Genomic DNA, 17560 nt, shown 5'->3' with positions numbered 1-17560 from the left:
CACCGGTTTTTCGCGGCATTCTTGTCTCTTTATGAAGCAAATCTTTAAGCACTCCAGCCTCTCCGCACGAGCAGTTCTATTTCTCCATACTCTTGTAGTGGGCTTATTTAGCTCAACCCTAGCGGTTACTCCTTTTGCAGCCCAAGCCCAGATGGTGCTAAGCAGTTCCACTCCTGTTACGGAGAACTTCGACGGGATGGGAACCAGCGCTGCTGCTACCACGCCCGCGAACATCAAGCTCTCCGGCGAAGCTGCGCCGACCTATACCAGCGCTAACAACTACACCCTGACCAGCGTTGCCTCGAACGGCGGTAGCACCAGCACAAGCAACATTTCTACCGGGGGCACCTACAATTTTTTGTCGGTGGCTGGCACATCTGACCGGGCCTTGGGCTTTTTGAATAGTGGCACGTATGGTACACCGCGCAGCATCATGCTGGCCGTAAGCAACAGTAGTGGCGCCACCATTCAGGATTTGACAGTGCAGTTCAACCTGGAGAAATATCGCTCAGGCAGTCGAGAATATAACTGGACTTTCTACACCAGCCCCGATGGGGTAACATGGACTGCCCAGTCAGCTGGCGCCCAGAACTACCCCGCCGATGCGAGCAATACGGTGTTTTATGCTCCCCCACAAACCATCACCAAAACGGTGCCGTTGCTTGGTGTGAACCTCGCCAACGGCGCGACTTATTACCTGCGCTGGAGCCAGGTAGGTGTGGGTGGCACCATCAGTGGCAGCACCAACGGCCAAGCCTCTGGCCTCGATAACCTGGTGCTGACCCCCACATTGGCCGGCGGCCCACCTCCTCCCCCCACCGGCAGTATCAGCACGGGCAGCGTATCGCCGACTTCGTTTTGCGTGACGGCCACAGCAGGCAGCGCGGTAAGCGTACCATTTACCAGCACGGGCACTTACACAAGCCCTTACAGCGTGCAGCTGTCGGATGCCACGGGCGTATTTCCGGCCAGCGCCACCGCTGGCCTGATTGGCAGCGGCGATACCTCACCCATTGCAGCTACTATTCCGGCCGGCACGCCCAGCGGCACCAAATACCGCGTGCGGGTGCTCAACAGCAACCCCGCTACCCTGGGCTCCAACAACGGCGCCGACCTGACCGTGAGCCTCACGCCAGCCGATAACCCCGTCGCGGTGACGCCCTCTACCCCCCAATCGGTGACGACTACCGGCACGGGCGGCACCCTCACGGCCAGCGCCGCCACCGGGTCGGCCTATAGCTGGCTGTACAGCACTAATTCGGTGGGCCCGTTTACTTCGACTATTTCCGGTGCTACCGTCTCTACTTACCAAGTGAAGGGCGCGGATTTTCCGGGAGCCGGCACGTTTTACGTTGTGGCGCAGGCCGTCATCAGCAGCGCTTGCGGCACGGCCACAGGCCTGAGTACGCCAGTTGAGCTAACGGTAACTGCCCCGGTTGTGGCGCCGGCCCTCACCGTGTCGCCCACCACCCTTCCCGACTTCGGTTCCGTGGCTTCGGGCGCGGGCTCCACCGTCCGAAACTTCGCGGTCAGCGGCTCCAGCCTCACCGACAACATTACCATTACGCCACCGGCGGGCTTCGAAATCCGGACCGGTACCAACCCGTTTGCGTGCTGCGCCATTGTGCTGGCGCCGACGGGCGGCAGCGTACCCAGCACTACCATCGACGTGCGCTTTGTGCCCACGGCCGCCCAGCCTTACCAGGCGTCCATTCCGGTCACCAGCAACGGCCTGCCCAGCCAGTCGGTCGCGGTTTCCGGCACCGGCGTCGAGGCGGTATATCCCGCTACGCTGAGCACCACGGCCGTGACCAACCTGACGCCCACTAGCGCCAGCACCGGCGGCACCGTAGCCCTGGACGGCGGCACCGCTGTCACCGCCCGCGGGGTGGTATGGGCCAAAACGGCGAACCCCATTCTGGGCACCACCAAAACCGCCGATGGCGCCGGTAGCGGCACCTTCACCAGCGCCATTACAGGGCTGCTGCCCGGCACTACGTATTTCGTTCGGGCCTATGCCACCAACGCTACCAGCACGGCTTACGGCGAGGAATTCACCTTCACCACCGTGGCCGTGCCCCTGGCCGCCGAGCCCACCCAGCCCGCTGCGCTCACCGCCAGCCAGGTCACCAGCACGTCGCTTCAGCTCAACCTGAGTGGGGGCGACGGGGCCAAGCGCCTGGTAGTGGCCCACCTCGGGAGCGCCGTAGATGCCGACCCGCAGGATGCCACTACCTACACCGCCGACCAGGACTTTGGCCAGGGCAGTGTGCTGGGCAAAGGCAACTATGTGGTGTACAACGGCACCGGCAGCACCGTGCAGGTGACCAACCTGCGCGCCAACACGCCCTACTATTTTTCGGTCTTTGCCTTCAACGATAACGACACCCCCTACGCCGAAAACTACCTGACCACCACGCCCGGCACCCTGCAGCAACAGACGGTGGCCGCCCCGGCCGCCATGCTGCTGGAAGAGAACTTTGAGTACCCTGCCGGCTCGCTGCTAACGGCCAATAACTGGACCGCCCACAGCGGCGGAGGCACCAATGCCGTTGCCGTTACCACCACCGGCCTTGCTTATCCCGGCTATGGCGCCAACAGCGGCAACGCCGCCGCCCTGGTGACCAGCGGCGAAGATGTAAACCGGACGTTCGAGGCCGTTTATGGCCGCACGCCCGTGTATGTTTCGGCGCTGGTGAAAGTGAGCAAAGTGAGCACTACCGGCGACTACTTTTTCCACTTGGGCCCCAAGGTGATTGGCAGCAACTTCCGCAGCCGCGTGTTTGTCAAGCAGGGTAGCTCAACCAGCAAAGTGCAGTTTGGCATCAGCGGCAGCGGAGCCGCTACCTACGCCGCGCAGGAATACGATTTGAACGCCACGTACCTGCTCGTGATAAAGTATTCGTTTGACGAGGCCGGCAACGTGAGCCAGCTGTTCGTGAACCCCACCACCGATACGGAGCCCACCACGGCCTCGGCCAGCTCCACCGAAACCGGCACCACTCCCTCCGCCCCGAACGACAACATCGGCTCCGTGGCCTTGCGCCAGGGCGCCAGCTCACCCGCGCTGCAAATCGACGGCATCCGGGTGGGCACGACTTACCGGGTAGTCAAAACCGGCCTTATCTGTTTGCAGCCGGAGCCTTCGTTTACGGCCGCCCCCGTGTGCCAGGGGGCGCCCACGGCCTTTACCGATGCTTCCAAGACGGTAGAAGCCAACGCCACCTACGCCTGGGATTTTGACAGCAACGGTACGGTTGACCTGACCACCGCAGGCAACGTCTCCTATACCTACCCCGCCGCGGGCACCTACACTGCCAAGCTAACCATCACGCAAGGCGCCTGCTCCGACACCTACACCCAGCAGATAACGGTAAGGGCCCTGCCCACCGCTGCCCTGACCGGCAACGCCACCATCTGCACCGGCGAAACCGCCAGCCTCACCGTGCACCTGACCGGCAGCGCGCCCTGGTTGCTGGCGTACTCCCCCGACGGCGGCACCACCACGACGCCCCTCACCATCACCGCGGCGGATGTAACCGGCGCAGGCAACTACCTGCTGGCCGTTAGCCCAACGGCAACTACCACCTACACCTTGGCCTCGCTCACGGATGCCAATTGCCAGGCAACGGCCCTCACCGGCTCCGCCACCATAACCGTGAACACGCCGCCGGTCCTGACGGCCCCTACCATTCCGACGGCCAATACCTCGGCCACCGAGTGCGGCGCGTCGGTCACTTTCGTCTCTACGGCCACCGGGGCTCCGGCTCCGGTCATCACCTACTCGGTAGTGAAAGATGGCCAGGCCCAGGCCATTACTTCGCCCTACTTCTTCCCAGTGGGCACCACCATCGTGACGGCTACCGCCACCAATAGCTGCGGCACCGTTACCAAGACCTTTTCCGTGGTGGTTCAGGACAAGCAAGCACCCGCTGTGCTCGTCCGGAACATAACCGTGGCCCTGAGCAACGGCACCGCCACCATCACGCCATCCCAGGTGGATAACGGCAGCACCGATGCCTGCGGCATCGCTTCCACCACGCTGAGCAAGACCACCTTCGACTGCGGCAACATCGGCGCCAATGCCGTGACGCTGACCGTGACCGACATCCACGGCAACGTGGCCAGCCAGACGGCCACCGTCACCGTGACGGGCAGCATCCCGAACCCGCAGATTGCCGTTGTGCCCGCCTCAACGGTGTACACCGGCGGCGTGGCCACCACCCTGTACCTGGGGTATGGGCCGCAGAGCGTGACCCTCACCGCTTCGGACGGGGCCAGCTACCAGTGGAGCCCCACGGCCGGCCTGAGCAGTGCCTCCACTGCCAACCCGGTGTTCACGGCTACCGCAGCCGGCACCTATACCTACACCGTCACGGCGACCAGCCCTTCCGGCTGCACCGCCATCAAGAGCGTGACCCTGACCGTGATTGACGCCCGTTGCGGCGTCAAAAACGACAAAGTGCTGCTGTGCCACAAGGGCAAGGCTGCCTGCGTAACATCTGCTGACGTAGCCGATTACCTGAAGCACGGCGATACGCTGGGGGATTGCACGACGACGGCCACGAAAACCGCGGTAGCTACGAGCGCTACGGATAGCAGCGCAGCCAGCCAAGGCGCGATGCCCACAGCCGTGTTCGAGGCGTATCCCAATCCTTTCTCGGAGCGCGCCGTGGTCCACTTCCGCCCCGAGGTTACCGGCACGGCCAAGCTGCAGCTCTACAACACGTTGGGCCAGATGGTGAAGACCTTGTATGATGGCCCCGCCCAGGCCGGCCAGGACTATGAGTTCACGGTGGAGGGAGCCGCTTTTGCCGCCGGCCTCTACACCGGCCGCCTACTGATAGACGGCAAAGTACAGACCGTGCGCCTGGTACTCACCAAGTAAGCCAGGCACAGCCGAACACAAAAAAGGGGCCGCATGCGGCCCCTTTTTTGTGTTCGGTGGGTATCAAGAATAAGGCATCTGGCTAGTCCCGACACCTTAAGTAGCCGAGCATTAGCAACCGTTTCCGTCATGCTGAGCGCAGTCGAAGCATCTCTACCGCGCAACTAATTGATTTTAGTATAGTGGTAGAGATGCTTCGACTGCGCTCAGCATGACCGGCTTTTCCTATACGCTTACTTGTGCGGGAGTACTTAGTGGGAAGCCACGGCCGGCAGCATGGCCTTTAGCTCAACGGAATAGAGGCGGCCGATGAAAGGCGAGGCCACGAACTCGCGCATCTTGGTATCGAACAGGTTGACCACTTGCGCTGAAGCCGTGAGGTAGCTATTGACGCGGTAGCCGGCGCTCACGTCCACGGTGGTGTAGCCGCCCAGCGGGCCGTAGTTCCAGGTGCGGCCGAAGCGGGCGTTTTCGCGCACGCCGAGCGTGGGGTTGGCCGCGGCGGCCACGTTGATGCCGGAGTAGAAGTCGTAGGCCTGCACCCAGCGCGTAAACACCGAGCCGAAGAGCTTTTTGCCGCTGTAGTTCACGGCCAGGCTGCCTTTGTGGGCGGGCGTGTTGATGGGCAGGTCGATTTCGTTCTGCACCTTGCCGTCCTTGTTGCCGTCGTTGCTCAGGTCGCTTTTGTCGAGGTCAAAGCCGAAGTACGAGTAGTTCAACGCCAGGCTTAGGGAGTTGGTGAGGTAGTAGCTCAGGCCCAGGTCGGCACCGTAGGTGTCTACCTGGCCGAAGTTGACGTAGGTGAGCACCGTGGCCGCGCCGGCTTCGGGCGTGCCCGGCACCACCGTCGACATGGGCGTGTCGCCGCGCTTCACCACCTTGCGGCCCAGCGTGGCAATGTTGATGGCCGGACTCAGGAAGTCTTTCGAGCGGTTGTAGTAGGCATTGGCATCGATGAAGAATTTTGGCATCACCTTGCCTTTGTAGCCTATTTCGAGGGTTTTGATGGTCTCGACTTTCAACTTGTTGATAACCGTGCCGTCGCTCAGGGTGAAGCCTTCGCCATTGCCGATGAGCAGGCCGCCGAACAGGTAGCCGTCGAGGTTGAGGATGGTGGGAGCGGCAATGCCCTGGCCATAGGTCAGGCGCACCGACTGGTCGTTGTAGGACCACACGGCTCCGCCTTTCGGGATGAAGTTGAAGCCGTACCGGTCGTGCTGGTCGGCGCGGGCCGCGGCAATGAGCTTGAAGTGGTTGGGCAGTGCCAATTCGCCCTGGCCATACAGCCCAATCTGGTTGATAACAATGTCGCCGTCGCGGTCAAACAGGTAGGTGTGCTTGCTGAAGGCCATGTCGCGCTGGTACTGCGTGCCCACCACCAGGTTGAAAATGCCGAACGTGTTGTTGTACTGCACCTCTCCATTCACGCGGCGCGAAGCGTCTTTGAACACGGCCCCGCGCTTCAAGGCCACGCCTGCGGTAGTGGTTTTGCCAAACCACTGCTCATCAAACGAGCGGCTGCGGGCCACATCTTCGCTGAAACCGGCATCCTTGAAGCTCAGGTAGTTTTGGGTGCGCTGGTTGATGGCGTAGGTGTCCTCGGTCTTGCTCCAGGTGTTGTACACCTGCGCAAACCAGCGCGGCGACACGTAGCGGGCGTGCAGGTACTGCACGCTCCAGTCCTTTATCTGGTTGCGGCCGGCGTTGGTCTGGGCCAGAAAGCTCGATAGGTTGCCGCCGTACGACAGGATGAGGTCGGCCTTGTCGGTGAGGCTGTAGTACACCGCCGCCTCGCCGTGCAGGCTCTTAAAGGTGCGGTCGAGGTCAATTTCTTTCTCGGCATGAAACAGGCCGCTGCGGGCCGGCGTGGTGGGCGTGGCCGCGGCCGCAAAAGCGGTGTTGTTGTAGTACACCGTGTCCACGTAGTTGAAGTCTTCGCCCCGCGTGTATTCGCCCGTCACCTTGAAGGCCAGCTTGGAATTGAGCACCTGCGCGTGGCGGAAGCGGCCCGAAAACACGCTCTGGTTGCCCAGGCCCAGCGCCACCGTGGTGCCGGCCGAGCGGCGCGGGTCTTTGCTGATGGTGTTCACCAGCCCGTTGTGGGCGTTGGGGCCGTACAGCGCCGCCGAGGGCCCCAGCACTACTTCAATGCGCTCAATATCTTCCTTCACCACGCTGGTGAGTGGGCCCAGCGGCAGGCCGGTGGCAATGAGCGTGGACAGGCGCGCATCGTTCATTTGCAGATTCTTGGGGTTGAAGGCGCTGTTGAAGCCGCGCACGTTCAGGCCCGTGCCCAGCACACCGCTCCGGATGTAGTCCACGCCCTTCTGGCGGGCCAGCAGCTCGCCCACGTTGAAGGAAGGCAGCTCGTCAATCTGGCGGGCGTTAATCACGCTGATGGTGGCCGGGGCCTCGGTCAGCTTCTCGGGGCGGCGCGAGGCCGATACCACCACTTCGCCGGCCATCACGGTGGTTTGGGTCATCGCAATGGAACCCATGTCCTGCACCTCCTGGCCCACTTCCACCGTGCGCTCGGGCAGCTCGTAGCCGATGTAGGAAAACACCACCTTGTACGTACCCGGCTTGAGGCCGCTGATGGCGAAATCGCCGGCGTTGCCGGTGGAAGTACCCGTGCGGGTGCCGACAATGAGCACGCTCACGCCCGGCAGCGGTTCGTTGGTAGCCGCGTCGGTCACGCGGCCGCGCACGCCGCCCTGGGCGGCCGCCACCAACGCCTGAATGCTCAGCAGAAAAAGGAGTAAAAGTCGAGAGGCCATATTCGTTGTTTTTGAAAGGGTTGAGTGGGATTTTCGGGGTGGCGGGCAGTAGTGGGACGAATCTACTGGCCTCTCCAAACCGCTGCCCCGCTACCCATCAAATAACGAAGGTGGACTTAACCGACGGCTAATCACGGCCCGTTTCTCAATACATTGTTTATCAACAACTTTAGCCTTGCTGCAACAGCATGGACTTGATGCGGCCGCACAAGTGGGGAATGCAGGATTTCACCTCGCCCAGCAGGTCCAGCAGCAGCCGCTGCTTGTGCGGGTTGCCAAAATGGGGCTGCCCGGAACGGCCCATCAGCTCCACGAGCTGGTCGTCGTCGATTTCGTTCTCCACGTACTGGCTGATGTTGTAGTACCATTCCAGCGTGGGCACGTAGTTGGGCCTGGTGCGGTATTCGGCCTCTTTTTGCAGGATGTGAAACTTGCGGCACACCCGCAGCAGCTTGTCGTACTTCTCCTGCAGCACCAGCGCCTGGAAGTAGGCCACGAAGAAGATGTGCCAGCGGTGGGCCAGAATTTCCTTGCTGTTGTCGCGCAGGAAGCTGTCGGCCATCTTTTCGCCGTCGGCGGGCTGCCCGTTCAGGTTGAGGCACTTGATGTAGAAGGCCATAAACCCGATTTTATTCCGCAGGTTATTGGTGTTGCGCAACGACGCAAACGACTGCTTCATCAGGGCCAGCGCCTCGTGGATTTTGCCCTGCCGCAGCAGTATCGCGCTGTAGTTGTTCAGGTAGTGCAGGTGGTCGGTGTTCTTCTGCTTGATGCTCAGGTAGCCGAACTCCTCGGCCTGCTGCAGCACGTCGAACTTGGAATGCAGCAGCACGCTGTTGGCGTAGTAGTTGAACAGGATGCGGCGCGAATAGAACATGCCCTGCCGCAGCAGTCCGTCCAGGTCCTCGTACACGGCCTTCAGCTTGTCGAATTCCGAATAGTTGAAGTACAGAAACGTGAGCCGCACCACCGCAAAGTAGCGGTTCAGGCCATCCAGCGTGTCGTCGTAGAAGGTGGCCAGCAGCCACGGTTCCCACTGCCGGCTTTCGGTGGCATTCTTGGTGTACTGGTTGGTGATGTCGAGCGTAGCTTGGTGCAGCTGCCCAAACACGGCCCGGCTCTTCTCATATGCCGCCCGCTGCTGCTCCACAAACTGGGCCACCAACTGGTGCTCCTTGAAGCGCATGCGCACCAGCAAAAACTGCTGGTAGCTCAACGTCAGCTCGTAGAACTTCACGAAGTAATACGCCGGCCGGTCATACCGCACAATGGCCTGCAGCAGCGCCTTCTCCTCCCCCGAACTGATGGAATCCGTCATGATTTTCTGGTCCAGCTCGTTGAGCCGCACCAGGTGCTTGTCCACGTCGATGCTGTCCAGCCGCTGCTGTATCCACTGCATCAGGTTGGAGTACTTGCGCTTGTCGATGGCCGGCCGGAAGGCCACCGGCGTACGCGAGTGGTGGCAGTTGTAGGCAATGGTTTCGAGAATCTCCCGGTTGTCGGCATCCTGAAACTGCTGCACCTGCTGCAGCCACGCCACTTCGTGCGGCAGCACATCGGCGGCAAACTCAGCGAACTTCTCCAGCTTTCTTTTCATAACCGGCTCGGGTACAGTAAGCGAGCAAGTTAAAGGAAATTTCATCATGTTAGGCAATAGGTATAGCCATAAAAAAAGCGCTGTGGTACAGCGCTTTTTTTTCTTTACCTCCTTCTTATATCTTTTTATCAAACAAGGACCTAAATCCCTACAGCCAAGGCAATTAGCGCAGGGCCAGCACAGCCGTAACCGGAGCCAGGGGCGTCGTGGGAGCATCTTGCCAGGCCTGGCTCAGGGCGAGGTCGCGACCGTAGATATCGGGCAGTTGGCGCAGCTGGTCGCCATCGGCTTCGCAGGTTAAGTAGCGCACCAGCAGTGGCACCGGGGCCTGCAGTCCAAATTCTTTGGTGTGGCCCGCGTCCAGGCTGTTTTGCAAGTCTTCCAACCGGTCGGCGGCGTTCTTTCCGTCGCGCTCCAGCAGGAACCGGGCAAGCTCCAAGGGCTTCTCTACCCGGATGCAGCCGTGGCTCAAGGCGCGGGCATTGGCGCGAAAAGCCGCTTTGGCCGGCGTGTCGTGCATGTACACCGCAAACGGGTTAGCGAAGCGAAACACGACTTCACCCAGGGCGTTTTCGGCGGACGGGGCCTGGCGGATGGTATAGGGGAACGTCTCCGGCTGCACCGCGTCCCAGTCTACGCGGTACGGATTCACAAGGCGGCCAGCAGCGTTGTACAGTTCAAACCCACGGTCGTCGAGGTACCCAGCGTCTTTGCGGAGCTTGGGCAGCATTTCGTTGGCCGCAATGCTCTGGGGCACGCGCCATTCCGGAGCGGTCTGAAAGAACGTGACGCGGCTATAGAGCCCGGGCGTGGGCGAAGCCACCTTGCCCACCACCACGCGGTGGCTGGCTGCCACGCGGGCACCACGTACTACTTGCAGGGTGTAGGACGGGATGTTTACCGCCAGATACAGCGAATCGGCACGGGGCTCCCAGCGGAGGCGCTCCAGGTTGATGGCAACCGCCAATGCGGTACGCTGGGCACCGACGCTGTCCTTATCAAGCATGCGCTGCCAGGCGCTGAGCAACCGCACGTAGCTGCGGGAAGCAGGCTGAGCTTCGAGCAGCACCGGCACCAGCCGGCCGCTGCCCAGGGCGCGCTGCAAATGAGCCACCGCATCGAAGGAAGGCGCTCCGGCTAGCGGAGCGGTCCGCAGCTCAGAGTTGGTAATGCGGCCTTCGTGCAGGTGTTGTACAAAATGCAGCACCGCTTCGCTCAGTTGTTGCTCGGCACGTACCCGGCGGGCCAGCGACTGCTCATCCACCGTACCCAGCGAATCCAGCAGAGCCGCCAGGCCCGCTGCCCGGTACTCGGCCGGCTTCAGGCCAAAACGGGCCGCGCCCTTCAGCAAGCTCACAGCGGCGCGGGCTTCGGGCGTAGCGCCGCTGGGACTGGTCCACACAGGCGTGTAGCTGCTGTGGGCATAGAAAGCGGCAACCCGCGAAATAGTCACCGAATCGTTTTGCTGGCTACCCTTGGGCAACTGCCGCAGCAAGGATGCCACGTCCGTATTGGAGGGCCGCTCTACCGAGCCAGCGCCCCGGCTCACCGCCCCCGCGAGCATCATGGCCAACGCCATAAAACCTACAAAACGAAAAAGCGGGCCGTCGGTGGGCTGTTGCCCTTTGATAAAGCCGACGATAGCATTTAAGCAGAAAGTAAAACTGGATTTCATAGCTGAACTAAGCGGATATCAATTGCGGACTAATAATTAATCCTCAAAATTATCCAAGCCATGAAGCCTTATTTTGACTGCTGGCCCAACAGCCATTATCACCCAGCGAACGGACGGATTTTGTGGTCGACCGCCGGCGCCCTTAGCTCAACTTCGGGGCAAAGCACTCCCCTCGGCGGCTCTCCTCGCCTACAATAAGCGCTGCCTCGCAAGGCGCCTTTCGCTTCTTAAGATGGGCTAATTAGCTCCACCCAGCACTTTTCCAGCTCAATTTTTTAATTTTTCCCGCACGAACGCTGCTACCAAGCGGTTGAACTCCGCCGCCTTTTCGTAGTGGGCAAAGTGGCCGGCCTCGGCCAGTATCACTTGCTGCGCATGGGGCAGCTGGGCCACGCCGGCAGCCGCTACTTGGGCCGTAGTCAGCTGGGGGTGTAACGCCCGGTTCGGAATCAAAAAGTCCTCACCTCCAAAAACCACCAGCGTGGGCTGCTGCACCCGGGCAAGCCGGTCGAAAACAGGGCCGTCGAGCATGCCAGCCATGCTATTTACCACGGTTTGGGCGTATTGCTGGAAATCCTCGCACTGCATCATGCGCAGGCGCTCGGCTATCCAGAGGTCTACCTCGGCGGGCATGCGGTAGAAGTTGTACTTGTGGTTGGTGCGTACCTGGGCTTCCGGCGTATTCACGATGGACGGCACCGTATAGAACGCCCGCAGCTGCTGTTTCTCCGGCTCCGTGAAGGTTTCGAAGCCGGCCGGCGAGGTGAGCACCAGCTTCTGCACATCGGCGGGGTATTTTAGGGCCAGGGTCACGGCAATCTGGCCGCCCATGCTGTGGCCCACCAGCGTTACCTTTTTCAGGTGCAGCTTCTGAATAAACTGGTGGATGACCTCGGCATAAAAGTCCATGGTGCCCGGGTAGTGGCCCTTGGAAGACTTGCCATAGCCCGGTAAATCCACCGCCAGGCAGCGCGCCGATTTGCTCAATTCCGGAATGCTGCGCTCCCAGGCCCGCACGTAGCTCGAGAGGCCGTGGATGAAGATGAGCGTGTTTTTGCCCTTGCCCGCGTCCACATACGCCACCTCAAGCGAGTCGGCCAGCGCCACGGTGTGCTCCGGAAACCCATAAGCGCCAATCACCTGGCGAATCGGCATCGCTTGCGTCTGATAACTCATGGCCGGTAGGCTTGTGCTGATAAATAGGAGAAAGGCCAGGGGCAGGAGGTAGAGGGAGCAGCTCATACGCTGGCTTTCAGGGCCTTTTTGTTGATTTTTCCGGTATCGTTTTTCGGCAGCTCGGGCACCAGCTCCAGGTACTTGGGCACCTTGAAGCGGGCCAGGTTGCCGGCGCAGTAGGCCTGCAGGGCTTCGCAGGAAATGTCGAGCCCCTTCGTCACGATGAAGGCCTTGCCGACTTCGCCCCAGCGCTCATCGGGCACGCCGATAACCGCCACTTCCGACACGCCCGGAAACGTGAGCAAAAACCGCTCAATTTCGGCCGGGTACACGTTTTCACCGCCCGAGATGTACATGTTTTTGATGCGGTCCATCACGAAGAAGTAGCCTTCGGCATCGCGCCGGAGCAGGTCGCCGGTGCGGAACCAGCCGTCGGGCATGGCCTTGGCGGTGGCTTCGGGGTCGCGCCAGTAGCCGGGCGTGGTCATGGGGCCGCGCAGGCACAGCTCGCCCACTTCGTCGGGCCCCACTTCCTGGCCCTGCTCGTCGATGAGCTTGGTTTCGACGTAAAAATTAGACCGCCCGATGGAGCCAATTTTGCGCATGGAATCGTCCTGGTGCAGCGAAAACAGGTTGGGTCCCACTTCCGTCAGCCCAAACCCCTGGCGGATTTTGATGCCCTTGCGGTCCCACGCCCGGATAACTTCCAGCGGCAGGGCCTCCCCTCCCACAATAAAATAGCGCAGGCTGCCCAGGTCGGCCGCCGCAAAGGCCGGGCTTTCCATCATCATCTTGAGCATGGTGGGCACCCCCATGAATATATCGGCCTGCTCTTGGTCGAGCAGTGCCAGCAGGCGCTCGGGCTGAAACTTCTTGAGCAGCCCAACCGTGGCGCCGCGGTGTAGAAAAGGCGTCAGCAGCACGTTCCAGCCACCCGTATGGAAGGGCGGCATGCAATTGATGGTAACGTCGTCGGGCGTGATTTCCAGGCTCTGCGAAGTATTGATACTATTCCATAGCAGCATGCGGTGCGTGTAGAGGGCGCCCTTGGGAAAGCCCGTCGTGCCGGATGTGTAGAGAATGAACACGGCGTCATCTTCGTCCAGCTCGGCTGCCACGAATGCCACGGGCTCAGCATCCAGGCCACGCTGGCAGATGTCAACCAGTGTTTGCAGCGGCCACACGGGCGGGGCCGTGGGCGCGGCCAAGGCCTGCAGTTGTATGACTTTATCCTGAAACTGCTCCTCGTAAATCAGCAGTGCGGGCTGGCAGTTGTGCACCAGGTAATCAATTTCGGCCACCGCCAGCCGGTAGTTGATAGGTACCAGAATAAGACCCGTTTTCTGAGCCGCCACAAACAGCACCACATACTCCAGGCTATGCTCGGCGAGCACCATTACCCGGTCGCCCTTGCGCAAGCCGTGGTGCTGGGTGAGCTCGGTGGCGAGGTAATTGGCGGCCTGGTTTAGCTCAACATACGTGAGGGCGCGGTCGGTATCAAGCTCCCTCAACGCCACTTTCTGCGGCGAGTAGAGCGCCCACTTGGCGGCCCAGTCTTTCGTGTACATCGCGGTTTGGGAGGAGTTGGTGGGAATTGTTAGGATAGGTATCAGGCCATTTTGCGGTCCACAGATTAGTGGGTAGAAGCCGTAACCAGAGGTGTTTCTTCAGTTATCATCGGCGCTGGTGCCTTGCGTTTAGCCCAATACAGCACACCACCCACCGCCACCGAAACCACAATGGCAATGGCCGCCGAAACCCCGGGATTGCGCACCGGCGCCTGCATATAAGGCGTAAGCCGGCCGAAATAGATGGCGAAATGCACCAGCAGCGCTGCCACCGATGCCGCCGCAACGGCCACTCGTGGGGCATCTTTCAGGAAAATACCAAAACAGATGGGCACAAAGGCAGCCGCGAAATAGGCATACACCCCCGTTTGAGCGAAGATGGCCACGCTCAGCTTGGCATTCACAAACTGGTCGTAAGACAGCCAAATGGCAACCGCCGCCAACGCCGCAATGACCACCCGGTTGAGCATAATCTCGCGGCCGAAGCCACCGTCGCCGCTGAAAGCCGTGGCTGGCAGCAAGGGCTTGATAATATCGGCCGTGATGGTGCTCGACAGGGATTGAATCAGGCTTTCCAGCGTGGATATGCCCGCCGAAATCAGCCCGAGAATAACCAGCAGGCCCATGTACACCGGAAATTCGCGCACCACGTAGGCCGACATAATCTTGTCCATCTTCAATTCCTGCCCATTCAGCACCAGGCCGGGAAAGGCCATGCGCGCATACAGCCCTACAAACACCACCGAGAAGAACACCGTGAGCACCAGCACCGCCGTGAGGAGGTAGCGGTTCACATCCTTTTCACTGTCCAGCAGCAAAGACTTGGTGATAAGGTGCGGCTGGCACACAATGGCAATGCCGATGACTACCTGGCAGAAAATGATTTCGAAGTAATCCCGAAACAGGTAGCTGCCCGGGTTGGTGGCGTGCGTCAGGGCCGGGTCTATTGCGCCCAGCTTGGCAATAAAGCCGTGCATGCCCTGGCTGAAGTGCTCGTAGCCCGACGTGAGCAACACCAGCGCCACCAGCAGCTTCAGGCAGGCCTGAATGGTATTGGTATACACCATCGAATTAGCCCCCCCGAACATCATGTAGCCGAAAATGAACATCACCACGCCCACCAGCACCGGCAGCGGCGGCGCGTTCAGGGCATTGCTCAACACCTGAGTCAGCCCCACACAAATGAGCACAATGAAGGTAATGAGCAGTAGCGACAGCCACCCAAAGTAGCGCGTCAGCCCCTTGCTTTGAAACCGCGAGCCTATCCACTGCGCCAGCGTGTGCGCCTTCACCGTCTGCCCGTGCTTGCGAAATCCCTTGGTGAATACCACCAACGACGCCATCGACGCAATGGGCATTACCACCCCAAAGGAGAGCATGGCGCTCAGCCCATTAATGGCCACAAAGCCCGGGTTGATGATAAACGTGGCCGCGCTGGTCATGGAAGCCGCCAGCGACAGCCCCACCGCCACCGGCGAAAACCGCAGCGACCCCACGGCATAATCCGCCATGCTGGTAATACGCAGGGCCCCGCGCACCACAAAAAACAGGATAACGGCCGCATAGCACACCAGTAAAATAGCCGTGGCCGTGACTTGCTGCGGAGAAGCGATGCCGTTCATGGGAAGTGCGGTAAAATGCGATGCAATAGAAATTCAGCTCAACTCAAAAGCGAAACGCCGCTCCGGCAAAGGCCAGCCCGCCGCCCGAGCCAATGAGGAATATCAAATCGTTTTCTTTAATGTCGCCCTTCGTCACTGCGTAGTCCAACGCCATGGGAATGGCCGCCGACCCCGTGTACCCAAAACGGTCCATGATGAGCGGAGCCCGGCCGCGCGGCACGTCGAGCCGGTCAAGAGTTTCATTGATGGCGTGAAAGTTGAGCTGGGTCATCACGTAGTGGTCCACCTCCCGGGGGCTTACGCCGATGTCTTCGCCCATTTCCTGCGCCAGCCGCGTCCAGACCTCCGGATTCAACTCCTTCGGAAATCGGTGCACAAACTTTAGCTTGTGATCCTTGCGCGCTACTACCTCGGCCGTTATGGGTTGGTTGGAGGCCCCGGCGTAGATGCCCATCCAGGAAGCGTATTGGCCCTCGGTGTGCAGGCGGCTGGTGAGAAAGCCTCGGTCGGTATCGATTGCTGAGGTGAGCAGCACAGCCCCGGCTCCATCAGCAAACAGCGTCACTGTTTTCTTGTCAATTAGGTCCAGATACTTGCTCATGGCATAGCCGCCAATCACCAGCACCTTGTTGTAGCGCCTGTCAGAAGTAATATATTTCGCGGCGACATCCAGGGCCGTCACAAAGCCAGCACAAGCAGCATTAAGGTCGAAAGTGCCTGCTCCCGTGGCCCCCAGACGGTATTGAAGTACCGCCGCTGTAGAGGGCGACACAAACTCTGGCGTGTCGGTTGCCACAATTAGCAAGTCCAGTTCATCGGCGCGCACCCCGGCGCGTTCCAGCGCCTGCCGCGCCGCGGCCTCGCATAGGTCCGCTACCGATTCGTTATCGGCACACCAGCGGCGGGCGTGGATATTCATGTTATCGCGCAGCCACTGGTCCACATCCTCCCCCAGCAACTTGTTGAAGTACGAGTTGGGCAGTTCCCGCTCCGGCACGTAGGAGCCAGTACTCGTAATCAGCGCGCGGCGGCCAGTAGTTGGGCTCATGGCTCTAAATAGTAATGGCACCGTCCACGCTCAGCACCGTCCCGCTCACATACCCAGCCTCATCCGAAGCCAAGAATAAATAAGCCGCCGCAATGTCTTCGGGTTTGCCCAAGCGGCCCAGTGGCGTGCGGCTTTTCAGCGCATCCAGCACCTTTTCCGGAATGGTAGCCAGCATATCGGTGGCCATAAAGCCCGGCGCTACGGCATTCACGGTGATGTTGTACTTGCCGAGTTCTCTGGCCAGCGTCTTGGTAAGTCCAATCAGACCAGCCTTAGTAGCTGCGTAGTTCGACTGCCCAAAGTTGCCATACAGCCCCACCACGGACGAAGTATTGATAATTCGGCCACTACGCTGGGCCTCCATGTAGGGTGCCACAGCCTGGGCACACACAAACACGCCCGTTAGGTTCACATCAATGACCTGTTGCCACTGTGCAAAGGTCATCTTGCGCAGCGATGCATCGCGGGTAATGCCAGCATTGTTTATCAGCACGTCAATGCGGCCAAACTTATCCTGAACTGCTTGGGCAGCAGCAGCCACTTGTTCGGGCTGTGTAGTATTTACTTGGGCCACTACAGCTTGCCCACCCTGTGCCTCCACCTCCGTCCGAGTGGCTTCAGCCTTCGTCATATCTATATCCCAGATAACAACAATGGCACCTTCAGCAGCAAACCGAAGAGCTGATACCCGTCCAATGCCGCTGGCCCCACCCGTGATGATGACTACCTTATCCTGTGCTCGTTTCATGATGATTTGTAATTCACCATGAAAGTAGCGGGGCCATTTTCTGGCCCTAAACCTTCCAAAGAAAAATCAGGGTGGACTTAAGCAAATTATCAATACTCCAGTTACCGTAGCTAGCAGATTATCAAATAGTAGGACCAGGCATGCACTTATTGGACCAATAACTTCACAAGCTCATTGAAAGGCCTAGTTTATAGGGAAAGAGCACTTTGTTGCGCATTTAGTCTAATTAAGCTAATACCGATAAGCTGATGATACGAAGCGTGTATAGAAATATGCTGCTGCAGCTGCTACCCTAGTAGCAAAAATCATGGCCTCCTTGGTAGCGAGCCGCTAGCATATCCGCCTGTGTTCATACCGTGCCTGCGGAGGGATGGCGGAGGGGATGCAAAACGCAAAACGCCCCCCGCTCGGCTGGTGAAAGCGGCGGGGGGCGTTACTCGTAAATAAGGTTGGCGGCGACC

At 60.1% G+C, this 17560-nt stretch carries 9 protein-coding genes; 1 reads left to right on the top strand and 8 read right to left on the bottom strand.

Annotated features, from left to right (window positions below; all coding sequences use genetic code 11):
• The first annotated feature begins 196 nt into the window (after nt 1-196).
• Nucleotides 197-4888 carry a PKD domain-containing protein gene (locus LJ738_RS20255; protein WP_227788172.1) on the top strand — a complete coding sequence of 1564 codons (4692 nt, stop codon included), beginning with the start codon at nt 197-199 and terminating at the stop codon, nt 4886-4888.
• A gap of 251 nt (nt 4889-5139) precedes the next feature.
• On the opposite strand, the gene LJ738_RS20250 is transcribed toward LJ738_RS20255, so the two are convergent.
• From LJ738_RS20250 to fabG, 8 genes are all read right to left on the bottom strand, one after another.
• Nucleotides 5140-7665, bottom strand: coding sequence for a TonB-dependent receptor (locus tag LJ738_RS20250; protein ID WP_227788171.1), 2526 nt, complete (start codon nt 7663-7665; stop codon nt 5140-5142).
• Nucleotides 7666-7834: 169 nt separating this feature from the next.
• Complete coding sequence (locus LJ738_RS20245) at nt 7835-9262, bottom strand: hypothetical protein (RefSeq protein WP_227788170.1); 1428 nt, start codon at nt 9260-9262, stop codon at nt 7835-7837.
• Between the two features lie 163 nt (nt 9263-9425).
• A complete protein-coding gene (locus LJ738_RS20240) occupies nt 9426-10937 on the bottom strand; it encodes a L,D-transpeptidase scaffold domain-containing protein (protein ID WP_227788169.1) in 1512 nt (503 codons plus the stop codon).
• 267 nt (nt 10938-11204) lie between these two features.
• Nucleotides 11205-12092, bottom strand: a complete 888-nt coding sequence (locus tag LJ738_RS20235) for an alpha/beta fold hydrolase (protein WP_227788168.1) — start codon at nt 12090-12092, stop codon at nt 11205-11207.
• Nucleotides 12093-12175: 83 nt separating this feature from the next.
• Nucleotides 12176-13681, bottom strand: coding sequence for a class I adenylate-forming enzyme family protein (locus tag LJ738_RS20230; RefSeq protein ID WP_227788167.1), 1506 nt, complete (start codon nt 13679-13681; stop codon nt 12176-12178).
• A 65-nt stretch (nt 13682-13746) separates the two neighbouring features.
• Nucleotides 13747-15303 (bottom strand): sodium:solute symporter family transporter, encoded by a 1557-nt coding sequence (locus LJ738_RS20225; RefSeq protein WP_227788166.1) that lies wholly within the window; start codon nt 15301-15303, stop codon nt 13747-13749.
• Nucleotides 15304-15346: 43 nt separating this feature from the next.
• A complete protein-coding gene (locus LJ738_RS20220) occupies nt 15347-16351 on the bottom strand; it encodes a 3-oxoacyl-ACP synthase III family protein (RefSeq protein ID WP_227788165.1) in 1005 nt (334 codons plus the stop codon).
• Nucleotides 16352-16355: 4 nt separating this feature from the next.
• Entirely contained in the window at nt 16356-17099 is a 744-nt protein-coding gene (gene fabG / locus LJ738_RS20215; protein WP_227788164.1) for a 3-oxoacyl-ACP reductase FabG, read from the bottom strand.
• Nucleotides 17100-17560 lie beyond the last annotated feature (461 nt).

It is taken from the genome of Hymenobacter plasmatis (assembly GCF_020711255.1).
GTDB lineage: Bacteria > Bacteroidota > Bacteroidia > Cytophagales > Hymenobacteraceae > Hymenobacter.
The sequence above is the reverse complement of the archived record's forward strand: the minus strand, read 5'-3'. Positions and strand labels throughout refer to the sequence as shown.